Source organism: Microbacterium sp. P26, from assembly GCF_023712585.1.
Classification (GTDB): domain Bacteria; phylum Actinomycetota; class Actinomycetes; order Actinomycetales; family Microbacteriaceae; genus Microbacterium; species Microbacterium algihabitans_A.
The window spans coordinates 178,622-195,913 of sequence record NZ_JAMAXZ010000002.1 but is presented as its reverse complement, the minus strand read 5'-3'; the positions used below and the strand labels follow the sequence as shown (position 1 = coordinate 195,913).

Annotated in this window: 15 protein-coding genes; 7 read left to right on the top strand and 8 right to left on the bottom strand. The window is 72.1% G+C overall.

Annotation, left to right across the window (positions count from 1 at the left end; translation table 11 throughout):
* Positions 1 to 157: 157 nt before the first annotated feature.
* The 4 genes from M3667_RS04560 to M3667_RS04545 are packed head-to-tail and all read right to left on the bottom strand — an operon-like array spanning position 158 to position 5,249.
* Complete coding sequence (locus M3667_RS04560; protein WP_251505580.1) at positions 158 to 1,333, bottom strand: acetamidase/formamidase family protein; 1,176 nt, start codon at positions 1,331 to 1,333, stop codon at positions 158 to 160.
* 2 nt (positions 1,334 to 1,335) lie between these two features.
* Entirely contained in the window at positions 1,336 to 2,670 is a 1,335-nt protein-coding gene (allB, locus tag M3667_RS04555; RefSeq protein WP_251505577.1) for an allantoinase AllB, read from the bottom strand.
* Between the two features lie 51 nt (positions 2,671 to 2,721).
* On the bottom strand, positions 2,722 to 3,609 hold the full coding sequence (locus M3667_RS04550; RefSeq protein ID WP_251505574.1) for an aspartate/glutamate racemase family protein: 888 nt from the start codon (positions 3,607 to 3,609) through the stop codon (positions 2,722 to 2,724).
* A complete protein-coding gene (locus M3667_RS04545) occupies positions 3,606 to 5,249 on the bottom strand; it encodes an NCS1 family nucleobase:cation symporter-1 (RefSeq protein ID WP_251505571.1) in 1,644 nt (547 codons plus the stop codon). Before M3667_RS04545 ends, M3667_RS04550 begins: the two co-directional genes overlap by 4 nt.
* Before the next feature lie 159 nt (positions 5,250 to 5,408).
* Between M3667_RS04545 and M3667_RS04540 the strand changes: the two genes are divergently transcribed.
* The 4 genes from M3667_RS04540 to hpxO all read left to right on the top strand — a co-directional run bounded on the left by M3667_RS04540 (position 5,409) and on the right by hpxO (position 8,480).
* The gene (locus M3667_RS04540; RefSeq protein ID WP_251505568.1) at positions 5,409 to 6,020 is read left to right on the top strand and encodes a helix-turn-helix domain-containing protein; all 612 of its coding nucleotides are present in this window, start codon (positions 5,409 to 5,411) and stop codon (positions 6,018 to 6,020) included.
* Between the two features lie 422 nt (positions 6,021 to 6,442).
* Positions 6,443 to 6,970 carry a 2-oxo-4-hydroxy-4-carboxy-5-ureidoimidazoline decarboxylase gene (gene uraD / locus M3667_RS04535; protein WP_251505565.1) on the top strand — a complete coding sequence of 176 codons (528 nt, stop codon included), beginning with the start codon at positions 6,443 to 6,445 and terminating at the stop codon, positions 6,968 to 6,970.
* The gene (uraH, locus tag M3667_RS04530) at positions 6,967 to 7,287 is read left to right on the top strand and encodes a hydroxyisourate hydrolase (RefSeq protein WP_251505562.1); all 321 of its coding nucleotides are present in this window, start codon (positions 6,967 to 6,969) and stop codon (positions 7,285 to 7,287) included. The genes uraD and uraH overlap by 4 nt, the downstream gene beginning before the upstream one ends.
* Positions 7,288 to 7,295: 8 nt before the next feature.
* Positions 7,296 to 8,480, top strand: a complete 1,185-nt coding sequence (gene hpxO / locus M3667_RS04525; protein ID WP_251505558.1) for an FAD-dependent urate hydroxylase HpxO — start codon at positions 7,296 to 7,298, stop codon at positions 8,478 to 8,480.
* A gap of 315 nt (positions 8,481 to 8,795) precedes the next feature.
* On the opposite strand, the gene M3667_RS04520 is transcribed toward hpxO, so the two are convergent.
* The 3 genes from M3667_RS04520 to M3667_RS04510 are packed head-to-tail and all read right to left on the bottom strand — an operon-like array spanning position 8,796 to position 11,625.
* Positions 8,796 to 9,320 carry an adenine phosphoribosyltransferase gene (locus M3667_RS04520; protein WP_251505555.1) on the bottom strand — a complete coding sequence of 175 codons (525 nt, stop codon included), beginning with the start codon at positions 9,318 to 9,320 and terminating at the stop codon, positions 8,796 to 8,798.
* Positions 9,321 to 9,379: 59 nt separating this feature from the next.
* Positions 9,380 to 10,414 carry a glycosyltransferase gene (locus tag M3667_RS04515; protein ID WP_251505550.1) on the bottom strand — a complete coding sequence of 345 codons (1,035 nt, stop codon included), beginning with the start codon at positions 10,412 to 10,414 and terminating at the stop codon, positions 9,380 to 9,382.
* Positions 10,411 to 11,625 carry a glycosyltransferase gene (locus M3667_RS04510; protein ID WP_251505547.1) on the bottom strand — a complete coding sequence of 405 codons (1,215 nt, stop codon included), beginning with the start codon at positions 11,623 to 11,625 and terminating at the stop codon, positions 10,411 to 10,413. Before M3667_RS04510 ends, M3667_RS04515 begins: the two co-directional genes overlap by 4 nt.
* Positions 11,626 to 11,850: 225 nt before the next feature.
* Between M3667_RS04510 and M3667_RS04505 the strand changes: the two genes are divergently transcribed.
* From M3667_RS04505 to M3667_RS04495, 3 genes are all read left to right on the top strand, one after another.
* On the top strand, positions 11,851 to 13,041 hold the full coding sequence (locus M3667_RS04505; RefSeq protein WP_251505544.1) for a glycosyltransferase: 1,191 nt from the start codon (positions 11,851 to 11,853) through the stop codon (positions 13,039 to 13,041).
* Between the two features lie 133 nt (positions 13,042 to 13,174).
* On the top strand, positions 13,175 to 14,854 hold the full coding sequence (locus tag M3667_RS04500) for a glycoside hydrolase family 13 protein (protein WP_251505541.1): 1,680 nt from the start codon (positions 13,175 to 13,177) through the stop codon (positions 14,852 to 14,854).
* A 41-nt stretch (positions 14,855 to 14,895) separates the two neighbouring features.
* A complete protein-coding gene (locus tag M3667_RS04495; RefSeq protein WP_251505536.1) occupies positions 14,896 to 15,888 on the top strand; it encodes a LacI family DNA-binding transcriptional regulator in 993 nt (330 codons plus the stop codon).
* Positions 15,889 to 15,917: 29 nt separating this feature from the next.
* Here the strand turns inward: M3667_RS04495 and M3667_RS04490 are convergent, their stop codons facing one another.
* A complete protein-coding gene (locus tag M3667_RS04490) occupies positions 15,918 to 17,132 on the bottom strand; it encodes a DUF4190 domain-containing protein (RefSeq protein WP_251505533.1) in 1,215 nt (404 codons plus the stop codon).
* Between the last annotated feature and the right edge of the window lie 160 nt (positions 17,133 to 17,292).

Below are 17,292 nucleotides of genomic sequence, written 5' to 3'. Positions count from 1 at the left end.
TTGGACGCTCGACGGGCAGGGGCGGCGTCGCCAGCGCCCGGCGCGAACGGCCGGGCCACGACGTCGGCGTCGGCATCTAAGACCGACGCGAAGTCGGCGTCGAACGGCAGGGCGTCGGCGGCCTCGGCACGGGCCAGGGCGGCGGCGAGAACGGGGCTCATGCGACGTCTCCTTCTTCTTCGTGCGGCGCCGAACCGTCGACGGGCTCGGGTTCCGCGACAGCGTCGGGGGCGGATGCCAGCGGCACGGGCTCCACGGCGGCGACCCCTGCGAAGTCGGCCTCGCGGATGCGGGCGTGCACCCCCGAGACGATGTCGACGACCTGCGAGATGTCGAAGTCGGTCGCCGCGCTCAGGTAGGCGTAGGCGAGGTGCTCGTCCATGCCCCAGCGCCCGCCGAGCAGCGCGAGCGAGGAGCGCACGCACGCGCGCATCGCCGCGTCGAGGTCGGGGTCCATGCCGGTCGGGACGAGGTAGTCGGGCGTCCGCACGAGCGGGCCGGTCACCTCGCCGAACGCTGCGCGGGCGGCATCCGCGGGGATCACCTCGAAGCGCAGGGTGGCGCGCAGCGAGGCCTCGAGAGCGGTGAGCGCCACCTCGCCGTCGCCCTGCGCGAAGTGCGGGTCGCCGACGTAAGCAAGCGCCCCCTCGACCTGCACGGGAAGGAAGAGCGTGGTCCCCTCGACGAGCAGGTTGATGTCGATGTTGCCGCCGTGGGTTCCGGGCGGAACCGAGTGCGGGCGCTCCTCCCCCGCGACGGCGACGCCCATCGTGCCGAGGAACGGCGCGAGCGGGTACGACACGATCGGCTCGGCGCCCTCGACCACGGGGAGGGTGCCGTAGCGGATGCCGTCGCGCTCGACGACGGCCGAGAACACGCTGACGTTGTGCTCGCCGCGGGGCAGCTCCCCGACCAGGGCGCCCTTGCCGTGGCGGTTCGAGATCACGCCGTACGGCACACGCGGCACGAGGGTCTCGACCGTGATCTTGAGCAGGTCGCCGGGGTGCGCTCCGCGCACGTGCACGGGTCCGACGACCACGTGGGGGCCGTCTGCGAAGGGGTCTCGGGGGGCGGATGCCGCGATCTCGACCGCATCGTCGAGCACCTGATCCGCGGGCACGCCGTGGCCCGCGAAGAACGCGCGCGGGTCTTTGCCCTGGTCGTCGAGGATGCCCTCGTGGCTCACGGTGTCGAAGGTGACGCTCTCGCCCGAGGCGACCTCGAGCACGGCAGCGTCGGCCGCGCACGGGAGGCGCCCCCACAGCACGGTGTCGAGGGTCGCGGCGACATAGTGGTCGCCGGGGATCAGCCCGGTGTGGGGCTGCAGGATCACGCTCACGCCTCCACCACCGCTGCCGCGCGCAGCAGCTCGCGACCCTCGCGCTCGGTGACCTCGGCACCGCGCCGGTAGACCGCTGCCCCCCGCAACCAGGTCTCGCGGACCACGCCGGTGAGCGTCTGCCCGTGCCACGGCGACACGGGATTGCGGTACTCCAGAGCCGCGGCATCCACCGTGAACTGCTCGTCGGGGGCGAAGGCCACGAGGTGCGCGGGAGCCCCGATCTCGATCACGCCGAGCCCCTCGAGCCCCGCGATGCGGGCGGGGCCGGTGGTCATCAGCGGCAGCAGCGTCTCGAAGGCAAGTCCTCGCGCCCGGGCGGTGGAGTGCACCGCCGACAGGCCGGTCTGCAGTCCCGCGATACCACCCCAGGCCAGCCCGAAGTCGGGGTTGTCCTTGAGGGCGACGGTGGCCGGGGAGTGGTCGCTGACGATCGCGTCGATCGTTCCGTCGACGACACCCGCCCACAGCAGGTCGGGGTTGTCGCCTCCGCGGATCGGGGGGCAGCACTTGAACGCCCCGGCACCGTCGGGCACGGCCGCGGCGTCGAGGGTGAGGTAGTGGGGGCACGTCTCGATCGTCAGGCGCACGCCCTCGGCCTTGGCGGCGCGCACCGCGTCGAGCGACCCGCCGTCGGAGACGTGCACGATGTGGGCACGCGCTCCGGTGCGCCGCGCGGCGTCGATCACGCGCTGGATCGCGGCGCGCTCGCTCAACGGGGGGCGGCTCGCCTCGAAGTCGGCGTAGTGCGGGCCCAGCGCCCCGTCGGCGTGGAGGTGCGCCGGGTCTTCCGCGTGCACGATGAGCAGTCCGTCGAACTCCGCGAGCTCGGCGAGGCACCGCTCGAGCTGCTCGGGGTCGAGGTGGCCGAACTCGTCGATGCCACTCGGCGACAGGAAGCACTTGAAGCCCACGACCCCGGCATCCGCCATCGCGCGCAGCGAACCGAGGTTCTCGGGCACGGCGCCTCCCCAGTAGGCGACGTCGACGGCGAGCTTGCCGCGGGCCGCGGCGCGCTTGGCCCGCAGCGCCTCGACCGTCGTGGTCACGGGCGAACTGTTGAGCGGCATGTCGACGACGGTGGTCACGCCCCCGGCCGCGGCGGCCGCGGTTCCGGTCGCGAAGCCCTCCCACTCGGTGCGGCCTGGTTCGTCGAGGTGCACGTGCGAGTCGATCAGGCCCGGCAGTAGCACGGCGTCAGCGGGCAGGACCGTGTCGGCGGAGACGTCGAACGCCTCGATGCTCGCGATGAGTCCGTCGTCGATCACGACGGTGGCGGGGGTGAACGCACCGTCGAGATAGACCCGGCGGGCGGCGATCCGTGTGCTCATGCCGCTCACGCTAAAGGCCTCGCGTTTCGCGAATGTAACCGTCATCAACATTCATGCGAACACCTCGGCCGCGGTCTCCGCGCGGGGCGGGGCGAGTGGCCCCGGGGCGGCAGAGGTGGCCCCGGGGCCACTGACGAACAGGGGCGATGGAGGGCGATGCGCATCCAACGCCCCGGGGCCAGCACCGAGCAGGGACGGCGAGGCGACACGCACATCCGATGCCCCGGTCGCGCCCGCGAACGGGCGCGGAGGCCGCGCGTACTCGTCGCGCTTGCTCGTGCCCAGGCCCATGCGCACCATCCCGGATGCCATGCCCACCGCGGCCGCGACCCCGTCGACGACCGGCACCCCCACGCGTGCCGTCAGCTCGGCGCACAGGTCGGCCATGCCCGCGCAGCCGAGCACGATGACGTCGGCGCCGGAGGCCGCGGCATCCGCGCTCAGTTCGGCGATGGTGGAAACGGCGGCGGATGCCGTGTCCTCGAGGTCCAGGACCGGAATGCCGGTCGCGGTGAGCGAGACACACGCCCGCTCCATGCCGTACCGCGCGACGAGGTCGTGCGCCCGCCCGAGCGTGCGGCTGAGCGTTGTGACCACCCCGAAGTGCCGCCCCGACACCGCGGCCAGGTGCATCGCCGCCTCGGCGATACCCACCACGGGCGCCTCGACCAGTTCGCGAGCCGCATCGAGTCCCGGGTCGCCGAAGCACGCGATCACGTAGGCGTCCGCCGGGTCGGGGCCGTCGCGGTCGGCCGCGATCAGTTCGACCACGGCGGCGGCCGCGGCGATCTCGTCGAGGTGGCTCTCGATCGCGGCGGCACCGGCGGAAGGGCTCACGGCCTCGATGTCGACGTCGGGTCCCGCCACCTCCCGGGCGGCGTCCGCGATCTTCGCGGTCATCGCCCGGGAGGTGTTGGGGTTGACGAGCAGAATCCTCACGCGAGCGCCTCACGCGGGCCCGCGGCATCCGGAACCGTGTGCGCCAGCACCGGCACGGCCTCTCCGGCCGGGACCTCGGCCGGAGCGTCGACCGTGCCGTCGGAGATGCCGTCGGTCTCGCCGTCGAAGGTCGGGACGCGAGGGTCGAGGTGCTCGAAGAGCAGGAAGAGCACGAAGCCGAGACCGCAGCCGATGAACCAGCTGTAGTCGCTCACCCATGACACGTTGAACAGCCCCAGGTCGGCGAAGAGCTTCGGGAAGATGGCGATGGCCACCGTGGGCACGCCCGCGGCGATGACGGCCTTGACCGCGTTGGGGTTGAAGCCGTTGCGGTACCAGTAGGGCCCGGCGGTGTCCATCGTGAACATCGCGTCGACCTTCACCCGCTGGCGCGCGGCGAAGTAGTACCCGGCGATCAGGATGCCGAACAGGGGCCCGATCAGCGCACCCAGCACGCCCAGCGAGTAGTGGATGGCGTCGCTGTTGGAGTACCAGTTCCAGGGCATGAGGAAGGTCGAGCCGACGGCGGCGATCATGCCGCCCGCGCGCCACGAGATCTTCTTCGGGGCGACGTTGGAGAAGTCGAACGCGGGCGAGATGAAGTTGGCGACGATGTTGATGCCGACCGTGGCGGTGACGAAGGTCAGCCCGCCCAGCAGGATCGCAAAGGGGGTGTCGATGCGCTCGACGGTCGCGATCGGGTCGGTGATGAGGTCGCCGAACACGGGCACCGTGGCCGAGGCGGTGATAACGGTGAGCAGCGAGAAGAAGACGAAGTTGATCGGCAGGCCCCAGAAGTTGCCCTTCTTCACCGCGGCGAAGCTCTTTCCGTAGCGGGCGAAGTCGCCGAAGTTCAGCATCGGACCCGAGAAGTACGACACGACCAGCGCGATCGCGGCGAACATGACGGGGATCGAGGCCCAGAAGTCGAGCTGGGTGGTCGACAGGGTGAAGGAGATGTTCTCGATGCCGGCCTGCGAAACGAGGTACACCGCCAGCACGATCATCACGAGGTAGACCGCGGGGCCTGCCCAGTCGATGAAGCGCCGGATGACCTCCATGCCGTTCCAGAAGAGGAGGAACTGCGCGGTCCACAGGATCGCGTACGAGATCCAGCCCAACGCCGACAGCCCGGCGAACGACACGTCGAGCAGGGCTGCGGAGCCCGGGATGAACTTGAGGAACATGATGTTCAGCGATTCGGCCGCGAGGAAGGTCTGCACCCCGTACCAGGCGATCGCGATGAGCCCGCGGATGATCGCGGGGATGTTCGCGCCACGGATGCCGAAGACCACGCGGTTGATGACCGGGAAGGGCACGCCCGTCTTCTGGCTGGGCTTGGCGACCATGTTGGCGAACACCTGCACGATGACGATGCCGGCGATCAGCGCCACGAGCACCTGCCACGACTGCAGGCCGAGGGCGAAGAGCGAGCCGGCCGTGACGTAGCCGCCGACGGAGTGCACGTCGCTCATCCAGAAGGCGAAGATGTTGTAGCTCGACCACTTCTGCTTGCGCAGGGGAGCCAGGTCTTCGTTGGCGAGACGGTCGTCGTAGTGCGGCTTCATGTTGCCGCCCCCGTGGGGGTGGCCGGCGGCCTCCACGAGATCGTGGGGACCGGTGAGCGGGGTGGAAGTCATGTCATTCCTCTCAGGACGATGGATGCCACGACGTGGAGTCCGCGGCCGGAGTGGAGCTCTGATGTGAAGTTATGGGTTCACACAACTCCGCCGGTTTCGCTCGTGTAACGAGCATGTGAAGTCGCTCCTTCACGCTTTTCGCCTCCCTAGACTCGGGGCATGTCGCAGCCGCCCGTCGCCGAAGCCACCGCCGTCGAGCCGGGTTCGGCGGGCGTCGGAGCGCGGATCCGCGACCTGCGGCAGGCGCGCGGCATCTCGGCGCGGGCGCTCGCGAAGTCGCTCGGCATCTCCCCCAGCGCCGTGTCGCAGATCGAACGCGGGGTGATGCAGCCGAGCGTCTCGCGCCTGATCGCCATCACCGACGCGCTGGGCGTTCCGCTCGTGGCGGCCTTCGACCCGGCATCCGACCGTCCGATCGAACCCGTCGGCCCCTCGGGCTTCACGCTGCAGCGCGCCGGGCAGTCGCCCGACATCGTGCTCGACAGCGGGGTGTCGTTCCGCCGGCTCACCCCCGGCAGCTCGCCCGGCGTCGACTACTTCGAGTCGATCTACCCGCCCGGAGCCTCGGCCCACGGAGCCGACGGTCTGTTCCACCACGAGGGCTACGAGGTCGGCACCGTCGTCGCGGGCGAGCTCACCATCGACTTCGAGGCCGAGCGCGTGATCCTGCGTGCGGGAGACGCGATCAGCTACCCCTGCTCGGTGCCCCACCGCCTGCACAACACGGGCGAGGCCGACGCCGTGGCGCACTGGCTGATCGTGCACGCCTGACCCCGCGGCCCAGGTTTGGGGCGGATTCCGTCGTTCGGGGCGCGAACCTGCGTGCGGGCGTGTCCCCGGGGCCACTTTCGGGGCCCCGGGGCCACTTTCGACGCCCCGAGGCCACTTCCACGCCCCGGGGCCACTTTCCACGCCCCGGGGCCACTTTCGACGCCCCGGGGCCACGCCCGCGCATGCCTCACCTGCACCACGAGCGACCGCCGCCCGTGCCATCCGGCAGCGGGTGGCCCCGGGGCCACTTTCGACGCCCCGGGGCCATTCCTCACGCCCCAAGGCCGGGACCGCGCCGCGCCGCCGCCGCCGACACGCCCACGGCCATGACCGCGCCGCACCGGACCGGAATGTTCCCCACAGCAACATCGCCGACACATCCCGCCACAGCCCCGTAACGCGGTCGGCCTAGCGTGACCTGCATGCACCTGCACCACTTCCATGCCCTCGACGAGGCGGATGCCGCGGCGGTGGTCCGCGTGTGGGCCGACGTCCCCGGCTGGGTCGACGCCGTCGTCGCCGGTCGCCCCTACGCCGACGTCGACGCCCTCGCCGCCTACGCCGGCGACCTCGCTTCGGCCTGGTCGCCGCGAGACCTCGAGGCAGCCCTTCACGCCCACCCGCGCATCGGCGCGAAGGTCGCGGGCGACGGTGCCGAAGCGACAGCGTCCCGGCGCGAGCAGGGGTCGATGGCCTCCGCCGCCGACGACGACGTGGCGGCCATCGCCGCCGGCAACGTCGCCTACGAGGAGCGCTTCGGCCGCGTCTTCCTCATCCGCGCAGCCGGTCGCACCCCCGGCGAGATGCGCGCCGAGCTCGAGCGGCGACTCGACAACGATCCGGATGCCGAGACGATCGAGGCGACCCGTCAGCTCGCCGAGATCGCGCTGCTGCGCCTGCGTACCACCTTCGCCGATGACGCCCCCGCCGAACCGGAGGCCGCCGAATGACCCACCTGACCAGCCACGTGCTCGACGCCACCGCGGGAATCCCCGCCGCCGGCGTCACCCTCACGCTCGCCCACCGCGGCGGCGCGACCGTCGACACCGCCACCACCGACGCCGACGGGCGGGCGAGCCTCGGCCCCGACCTCCTCGCCGACGGCGACTACACCCTCACTTTCGCCACCGGCGCGTACTTCCGCGCACGCGGCGTTCCCTCGTTTCACCCGGAGGTCGTCGTGACCTTCACCGTCGGCGGCGAGGCGCACCTGCACGTGCCACTGCTGCTGAGCCCGTTCGCCTATTCGACCTACCGCGGCAGCTGAGGAGCGACATGAAGGTCATCGTCATCGGCGCCGGCGTCGGCGGCACCTCCGCCGCCCTGGCCCTGCAGAAGCTCGGACACGAGGTCGTCGTGTACGACCGGATGCGCGAGAACCGTCCCGTCGGTGCGGCGCTGTCACTGTGGTCCAACGGCGTGAAGGTGCTCAACTGGCTCGGCCTCGGCGCCCAGGTGGCAGCCCTCGGTGGCCAGATGGACGACATGGCCTATTACGACGGCCACACCGGCGACGAGATGTGCCGCTTCAGTCTCGCCCCCGTGACCGCGCAGACCGGGCAGCGTCCCTACCCCGTGGCCCGGGCGGATCTGCAGCAGCTCATGATGGATGCCGTCGGCGCCGAGAACATCCGGCTCGGCCGCCAGCTGACCGCGGTCTCCGAGGCCGACGGAGTCGTCACCGCGACCTTCGCCGACGGCTCCATCGACACCGCCGACCTTCTCATCGGTGCCGACGGTGCCCGCTCGGTCGTGCGCGATTATGTGACCGAGCCCGCCGGCATCCGTCCCGAGCGCCGGTACTCCGGCTACGTCAACTACAACGGCCTCGTCGCCGCCGACCCGCGTATCGGACCGCTGCAGCAGTGGACCACATACGTCGGCGACGGCAAGCGCTGCGCGGTCATGCCCGTCGCCGGCGACCGCTTCTACTTCTTCGTCGACGTGCCCGGGCCTTCGGGCGTGGTCGAGGACCGCATGGCGGCTCTCGAGGAGGCATTCGGCTCATGGGGAGCCCCCGGCGTGCGCGCTCTGCTCGACGGCATCGATCCCGACGAGTCACTCAACCGCGTGGAGATCTGGGACATCGACCCGTTCGACACCTGGGTGCGCGGGCGCGTGGCGATCCTCGGCGACGCCGCGCACAACACCGCTCCCGACATCGGCCAGGGCGCCTGCTCGGCGCTCGAAGACAGCTTCGCCCTCGGCATCGTGTTCGCGACCTCCACGCTCGGCGTCGAGGACTCGCTGAAGCGCTACGAGCGCATCCGCACCGAGCGCGCGGGCGACCTCGTGATGCGCGCCCGCAAGCGCGCGCACGAGACGCACGCGTTCGACGTGGACGCGACCCAGGCCTGGTACGACGGCCTGCGCCGCGAAGACGGCACCGGCGTCATCCGCGGCATCGTGGGCAACATCGAGGGCAGTCCGGTCGAGCTCGGCGCGAGCGTTCTGGGCTGAGCCCGGCCGTCACGCGCCGCGTGGGCGGTACACAACTCCGGTGATTCCGGATGCCAACCCCTCCGCGACCGCGAAAGTCCGCGGCATCCGCCCACGACCCCGGCCGACGTCCCGGAGTTGTGCACGCGAGCGCGGCCCGCGGCCCAGGGCGGCTCAGACGTTCGAGACCGCGTTCAGGTCGCCCGAGCCGTGCATAACTCCGGTGATTCCGGATGCCGACCCCTCCGCGACCGCGGAAGTCCGCGGCATCCGCCCACGACCCCGGCCGACGTTCCGGAGTCGTGCATGCGGGTGCGGCGTGCGGGCCGGCCGGCCTCAGACGTGGAAGACCGAGTGCAGGTCGCCGCCGAGGGCCTCGCGACCGCCGAGACCGTCGATCTCGAGCAGGGTCGCGATGCCGACGACCTCGCTGCCGACCGCCTGCAGCAGGTCGCGGCCGGCGCCGAGCGTGCCGCCGGTGGCGAGCACATCATCGAGCAGCAGAACGCGCGCGCCCGCGGCGTTGTCGTCGTGCATCTCGATCTGCGCCGAGCCGTACTCGAGGTCGTACGACATCGAGGCCGCGGGGCGGGGCAGCTTGCCCGCCTTGCGGATCGGCATGAGGCCGACGTTCGCGGCGATCGCCGCCGCGCCCGCGAGCAGGAATCCGCGGGCCTCGACGCCGGCGACCGCATCGAAGCGGCCGGCGAACGGCTCGATCAGCGCGTCGACGACGGTCCGCAGCGCCGCGGCGTCGGTGAGCAGCGGAGTGATGTCACGGAAGATGATCCCGGGCTTGGGGTAGTCGGGGATGCTCGTGATGAGCGATTCAGCGCGGGCGAGGGCAGTGGCGTCGGGCACCCGTCCAGCCTACGCGCGCCGTCGACCGCGCCCGCGGCGAGGGCCCGTCCGGGGACGGCTCAGAACTCGACGCGGCGCCCGAGCCGGCCGGCGATCGCGTCGTCGACCGCGGTGCGGATGACCCGCGCCTTGTCGGCCCGCCGCGTCACGACCGCGCACACAAGACACAGCGCGGCGAAGAGGGCGCCGTTCAGCACGCGGGCGCGCGACCACCTCTTTCCGCTTCGCAGTTCGCGGTGGACGCGGTTTCGCAGCGAGTAGTAGAGCAGCGCGTCGTTGGTCGAGCGGAACATCGCCAGCACTTCGAAGCCGGGCGGCATCCACCGCTCGCCGCGCGGGTCGACGACCACCGCGCGCGGAGTCAGCACGATACGCCCGCCGGCGGCGACGATGCGCGAGGTGTACTCGAGATCGTCGCCGTAGAGCACCAGGTCGGCATCCGGATCGCCGATGACCCGCGTCGCCGCCGTGCGCAGCAGCAGGCCGCCGTAGGGCGCGTACGGCAGATCGTTGCCCGTGCGCTGCGCCGGCCGGCGCAGGCCCAGTCGCTCGAGAGCGCGACGGGCGAACAGGCCCGCCTCGACCCCCGCGAACGACCGGCTGGCCTCGGGCTGTTCGCGCGAGAGCTCCGAGGAGATCGTCTCGGCCACCTCGTCGGGCTCGGCGGAGGGAGCGCGCACCGGTGCGACCGCGCAGGGCATCGTGCCCGCGTTCCACAACCGGCGTTCCTCGGCGATCAGGCTGTCGAGCGCTCCCGGCTCGGGGAGGTTGTCGTCGTCGAGGAGCCAGATGTACTCGGCCCCCGACCGGCGGGCGAGGGCGATCGCGAGGCCGAAGGCCGGGGCCGAGCCCTCGTTGCGGTCGAGGCGGTGGCAGACGATGCGGGGGGCGTACTCGACGACGAGCTCGCTCAGCTCCCGCTGGGCGTCGGGCGCGGATCCGTTGTCGACGATGATCACGCTGTCGACGCCCTGCGCGAGCAGCGCTTCGACCGTGGCGCGGCACGACGCCGCGCGCGAGGCGTAGGTGACGGTGGCGCCGACGACCGACGGCCGGACCAGGGTTGCACCCTCGGGTGCCGACGGAGACGTCATGAGCTGTAGACCTCTGCGAGCGATCGTTCGAACTGCTCCGCGGAGAATTCCGCGCGCGTCGCTGCGCGCACCCCGCGGGCGTCGGCTCGGGCGGATGCCGGATCGTCGAGGGCGGCGATCACACCGCGAGCGAGGGCGTCGGCCTCGTCCGCGACGGCGAAGACGTGCAAGCGGTCGTCGACGATCCCCTCGACCCCCACGGTCGTCGACACGACGGGGATTCCGCGCACCATCGCTTCGACGGTCTTGAACTTGACCCCCGCGCCGGAGCGCAGCGGAACGAGCACCACGGCGGCATCCGCGTAGTAGGGCTCGAGGGTCTCGACCCGACCGGTGACCTCGACGCCCTCGAGCTCGGCGGCGAGTTCGTGCATGCGCGGGGTGGGATTCGCGCCGGCGAAGACGAAGCGCACCCGCGGGTGACGGGCGCGGACGAGCGGGAGGATCTCGGTGGCCGCCCACTCCGCCGCGTCGGAGTTGACCGACCGATCGAAAGCGCCGACGAACAGCACGACCGGCGCCGAGGCGGTGCCGCGGGTCGCCTCCTCGGCGGATTCGATGCCCGCGAGGGGCGGTCGCACCACGCGGGCCGGTGCTGACGCGCCCGCGCAGCGATGGATGACGTCGACGTCTTTCGCGCTGAAGGTGACGGCGAGGTCGGCACTCGAGTACACCCGGCGCTCGTCGCGGGCCACGATGAAGCGGCGCCAGCGCGCGAGAAGGCGCTGCGGCAGGGGGGATGCGGCGCTCGCCTCGAAGAAACGCTGATAGCTCTGCGACAGCACGTCGTGTACGACGACCACGTGACGCGCGGACGGAGCCCGCAGGTGCGCGGAGAGCCACGCGGTCTCGGTCCACTGGTATTCGACGACGTCGGCGGTCTCGACGAGGCGCCGCGCGACCGTCGAGTGCGAGAACGCCCGGCGGATCCGTGCGGCCGGCCGCACGGGAAACAGGCGCGCCTGTTGCTTGTCGACGAAGTCGGCGAGGCGGCGGCCGAGCGGGGTCGCGACGGCGAGAAGCTCGACGCGGAACTCGTTGCGAAGCGCCAGGCGTCCGACGCGGTTGTCGGCGCTGTCGGGCGCGAGGATCGTGACGCGGTGCCCGAGCGCGGCGAGGGCACGCAGGTGCCGAAGGTAGTGCTGGCCCCCCGCGTGCGGCACCCCGTCGAAGGGGACCATCGGGGTCACGCTGACGATGCGCGCAGACACCGTCTCTTGCTCGACTTTCGGCTGGGCGTACACGGAACCCACTGTGGCGAGCCGCGCGTGCCGCCCCGCGCTCGAGCCGCTCCCCCTCGTGGCTCGTTAAGGACGACCCCCGATCGGGTGAGGTGACGGTGCAACCTCGCGGCGCCCGCGTCACTGCGGCCTCCGACGGTGATCGCCCCCGCGTAACGTCCGTCGCGTTCGGATGCGACCGGAGGGGATGTCCGCGTGAAGATCACCCACGTGCAGAGCACCTTCGTCGCCCCGCTCGGAGGCGCCGAGTCGTACGTACTCGCCCTGGCCGCAGCGCAGGCACGACGCGGAGACTGCGTCGAGATCGTCACCGCATGGACCGACCCCGAGTCGGTCGCGCGGGCCCGCCGCTCCGGCGTCGTCGTGCGGCAGCTGCCGGTGCGCCGCCCGTACCGTCCCGACGAGCACGGTGCGACGGTGACGGCGCGGGTGGCCTTCCACGCGCTCGACCTGTGGGGGGCGTTCGTCGTGCCCCGCGCGCTGCGGCGCGTGCAGAAACCCGACCGCGTGGTGCACGTGCATCGCTTCCAGGGCATCGGGTCGGCGATCCTGCGCGCGCAGGCGGCTCCGGTCGTGCACACCGCCCACGATTACTGCCTCGTCGACACGACCTCGACCAGCGTCCGCCACGGCGTCGAACAGTCGCGACTGGGCCTCGTCCAACGCCTGCGCACGCGGGTGCTGTGGCGCTCGGCCCGGCGCGCGGATGTCGTCGTCTTCCCCAGCGTGCGCACGCGCCGGCGGCACGCCGCCCTGGGCCTGCCCCTCGACGAGATCGACGCCCGCGTCGTGCCGCACGGCTGGATCGCCGCGGCGCACCCGGACGACCGACAGCCCTCGGCGCGCCCGCGTTTCGTGTTCCTCGGCAAGCTGCAGAAGGAGAAGGGCATCGAGACCCTGCTGCGCGCGTGGGAGCAAGCCGGCATCGACGGCGAGTTGGTCATCGCCGGCGACGGTCCGCTGCGTGCGGTCGTCGAGAAGGCCGTCGGGGAGACGGTGACCTACGTCGGCTGGGCGGACGACGCCCGCAAGGCGGCGCTGCTGTCGACGGCGACCGCCCTGGTGTTCCCCTCGCAGTGGCCCGAGACCTTCGGCCTCGTCATCGCGGAGAGCCTGCTCGCGGGGTGCCCGGTGATCGCGACGCCCGACGCGGCCGGCTCTCTCGTGGTCGACGGGGTCAACGGTGTCGTGAGCGCGTCGTCGAGCACGGAGGCCCTCGCCGCGGCGCTCGAGCGCGTCGCCCTCGACGCGCGCCTGCGCGCCACGCTCACAGACGGAGCACGGGCGAGCGCCGCCGACCTCGACTTCGACACCCATCTGGCCCGGATCACCCGCGTCTACACCGACGCGATCACGCACTTCGACCGGTCGCGCCGCGGACTCTGACCTCGGCGCGGCCCGTCGCCTCATCCTCCGACTCACCCGCGCTGGGCGGATCCTCACCCCCACCGCCCCGTGGCCGACGTTCGAGCGGGAGCCCGTTGACGCGACTGCAAGCGCTTGCACTAACGTGGTCGTCATGACTTTCACGCAGGAAGACGCGCGCGCCGAGCTCGTCGCCGCTCCCGGCTCCGAGTGGTGGCGCACCGCCGTCATCTACCAGATCTACCCCCGCTCGTTCGCGGACGCCTCGGGCGACGGTCTCGGCGACCTGCCCGGCGTCACCGCGCACCTCGACGACCTGCAAGACCTGGGAGTCGACGCCATCTGGCTGAGCCCCTTCCAGCGTTCGCCGCAGAAGGACGCGGGCTACGACGTCGCCGACTACCGCGACGTCGACCCGATCTTCGGCACCCTCGCCGACTTCGACGCGATGCTCGCGGGTGCGCACGAGCGCGGCATCCGGGTCATCGTCGACCTCGTCCCGAACCATTCGAGCGATCAGCACGTGTGGTTCCAGGAAGCGCTGAAGGCCGCCCCCGGCAGCCCTGAGCGGGCGCGCTACATCTTCCGCGACGGCAAGGGCGAGAACGGCGAACTGCCCCCGAACAATTGGGAGAGCGTCTTCGGCGGCGGCATGTGGAAGCGCGTGACCGAGGCCGACGGCACCCCCGGCCAGTGGTACCTGCACATCTTCGACGAGAGCCAGCCCGACTTCGACTGGACCAACGACGAGGTGCGCGCGGAGTTCCGCGACGTCCTGCGCTTCTGGCTCGACCGCGGGGTCGACGGCTTCCGCGTCGACGTGGCGCACGGCCTGATCAAGGCCGAGGGGCTGCCCGACTACACGCCCGATCCCGACGCGGGGTCGATGGGCGGCGACGCCGACGCCGTCCCCTACTGGGGCCAGCCGGGCGTGCACGAGGTGTGGCGCGAGTGGCACGAGGTGCTCGCCGCGTACGACGGCGACCGAGCCCTGTGCGCCGAGGCGTGGCTGCCCACCGTCGCCGAGACGGCGCTGTGGGTGCGGCCCGACGAGATGCACCAGGCCTTCAACTTCCACTACCTCGAGACCGCCTGGGACGCACCGGCCCTGCGCGCGGTCATCACCGACTCTCTCGACGAGTACGGCGCCGTCGGCGCCCCCAGCACCTGGGTGCTGTCGAACCACGACGTCGTGCGCCACGCCTCGCGCCTCGCGCTGACGGCCGAGAATCCGCAGGGAGCGGGCATCGGCCCGAAGTCGCCCGGCAAGCCCGACCCCGTGAAGGGCCTGCACCGCGCCCGCGCCGCGACCTCGCTCATGCTGGCACTCCCGGGCTCGTCGTACCTCTATCAGGGCGAGGAGCTGGGTCTGCCCGAGGTCATCGACCTGCCCGACGACGCACGGCAGGACCCGACCTGGTTCCGCACGAACGGCGAGCGCTACGGGCGCGACGGATGCCGCGTGCCGATCCCGTGGACCGCCGACGCCCCCGCCTACGGCTTCAACACCACGGGCGAGTCGTGGTTGCCGCAGCCGACGGAGTGGGCCGACCTCGCGCGCGACGTGCAGGTCGACGACCCCTCGTCGACGCTGACGCTGTACCGGTCGCTGCTGGCCGAGCGCCGCGCGCGCAACCTGGGCGCGGGCGAGCTCGAGTGGGTCGAGGGCTTCGGCGACGACGTGCTGGCGTTCCGCAACGGCTCGCTCCTGGTGGTGGCGAACCTCGGCGATGCCGCGGTGGAGCTGCCCGCCGGCGAGGTGCTCATCGCGAGCGGACCGCTGGACGGCGACACCCTGCCCACCGACACGACCGTCTGGATCGCGGCGGCCTGAGCCGCGGCATCCGCCGGCATCTCACGAGAGCACACGAGACCGTGGTCGGCATCGACGACGTCGCCCGCGCGGCGGGGGTGTCGACGGCCACGGTCTCGCGTGCGTTGAGCGGACGGGGGCCGGTGTCGGCCGCGACCCGCGAGCGCGTGATGGTCGCCGCGGAGAGCCTGGGGTACGTCGTGTCGGCGGCCGCCTCGAGTCTGGCGTCGGGACGCGCGCGAGCCGTCGGCGTGGTCGTGCCGTTCCTCGACCGCTGGTTCTTCAGCACCGTGCTCGCGGGCATCTCCGACGGGCTCGTCCGCCACGGCTACGACATCACCCTCTACAGCGTCGGCGACGAGCGTCGACGCGTCTTCGACGACCACGTGCGACGTCGCCGGATCGATGCCCTCATCACGATCGCGCTCGAGTCGGACGCCGAGGAATCGGCGTCGCTGCGCCGGCTGGGCGTGCCGATCGTCGCGATCGCCGGGCCCAACCCCCTACTGACGACGTTGACCGTCGACGATCTCGCGGTCGGCCGACTCGCCACCGCGCACCTGCTCGCGCTCGGGCATCGCCGGGTGGCGCACATCGGGGCGGATGCCGCGACGGCGGCCGGATCGACGGTGCCGGCGCTGCGCCGGCGGGGGTTCGAAGAGGCGTTGGCCGAGGAGGGCATCGCGGAGGCGCCGGTGTACCCGGCCGACTTCACGATCGAGGGTGGCTCCGCCGCCGCCGCCCGCGCCCTCGACGCGGACCACCGCCCCACGGCGCTGTTCGCCGCCTCGGACGAGATGGCCATCGGCGCGATCCTCGCCGCGCGCGAGAAGGGCCTGCGGGTGCCCGACGACGTCTCGATCATCGGCGTCGACGGTCACGAGCTCGGCCGGTGGTTCGGCCTCACCACCGTCGACCAGTTCGCCCGCGGCCAGGGCGAGAGGGCTGCCGCCGCCGTGCTCGCGGAACTCGACGGCGCTGAGCCCGCGCGCGGACTCGGCACCCTGCCGTTCGAGCTCGTCGAGCGCGGCTCGACGGCCCCGCCGTCGGCCTGACGTCGCGCCGCCCCGGCCGAGAGGTGGGGTCAGCGCGCCGACCCCTCGAGCGAACCCGTGACCTCGCCCGCGGGGTCGTAGAGGATGCATGAGATGCTGCGGTCTCCGTCGGACCAGGTCTGCTCGGTCGGACCGACGTACTCCCAGTCGAGGGTCGAATCACCGTACGGAACGCCGACGAAGCCCTCGAACTCCGCGTCGCAGCCCTCGAATGCGGCGTTCCCGAGGGCATCGTCACCGGGGAACGCCCCGTCGGCAACGGCGAAGGTCGAGTAGACCTCGTAGGTGTGCGGGCCGGCGCAGTCGACGAAGCTGTCGTCCGCGATCACGCCGCTCGCCAGACCGTCGAGGCATTCGCCGACGAAGAGGGCATACGGGTCGTCTGTCGACGGGTCACTCGGCGTGATCTGCACGCTGCCGCTCTCCGACGGCACCGGCGGGGCGAACGGGTCGGTCGACGAACCGGACTCGCCGGATGCCGCCGCCGCTCCGACGAACACCGAGAAGACGAAGAGCCCGATCGCCGCGAGGATGTACAGCACCGTCAGCACGGAGCCGGCGATGATGCCGCCGATCGCGAGCCCGCGCCCCTTCTCCCCCGTGCGCTTGACCTGGGCGAGGGCCACCGCGCCCGCCACGATGCCGCCGATCGGGAAGAGGAAGCCGAGGATGATCGCCACGATCGCGACGACGTTCGTGCGGTCCGACGCCGGCGGGGCCGGGTAGGGCGCGAGGGAGGTGCCGTCGGCGGCCGTCGCCTGCGCGGCACCCGGGTAGCCCTGCGCTGCGCCGGGGTAGCCCTGCGCGCCCGGGGCGTGAGGCGGCGGCACGGGCGAAGTCCCGGCATCCGCCCCCGATGCCGCGGGAGGAGCGACGGGCGGGACGCCCACCAACTGACCCCGCTCGGCGAGCCGGACGCCCGCGGAGTGCGCGGCCTCGCGAACCACATCACCTGCCTTGACGGCGCCGATCGCCCCGCCCTTGAAGAATCCGCCGGCCGCGGAGTGCTCGAAGCTCGCGAGCGTGCCCTCGGGCATCCCCGAGAAATGCACGTCGAATCGCTCGTGCATGTCCTGGCCCGCGAAGGCACCGGCGACGAGCGTCGTGCCCAGGCTCCCGCGCGAGACGTCGAGGGATCCGGATGCCGTGGGGGTCACCGTGAAACCGAGGTCGGTCAGCGCGGTGGAGAGCGCGGCGCGCGCCTGGTCCACGGACAGGGGAAGACGCAGTGCAGCGGTCGCCATGAGCGCTCCTGGAGGCAGTGCACGCTGGGCGAACACCCAGCGTGCGTCCAGGTTAAACCCGGCCGGACGGCACGCACATCGGGTCGCGTGGCGCCCGTGCGGGCGAAGGTCGGGCGCGCACGTGCGGCTCAGTCGCCCGGACCGGCCGCGGAACGCGAGA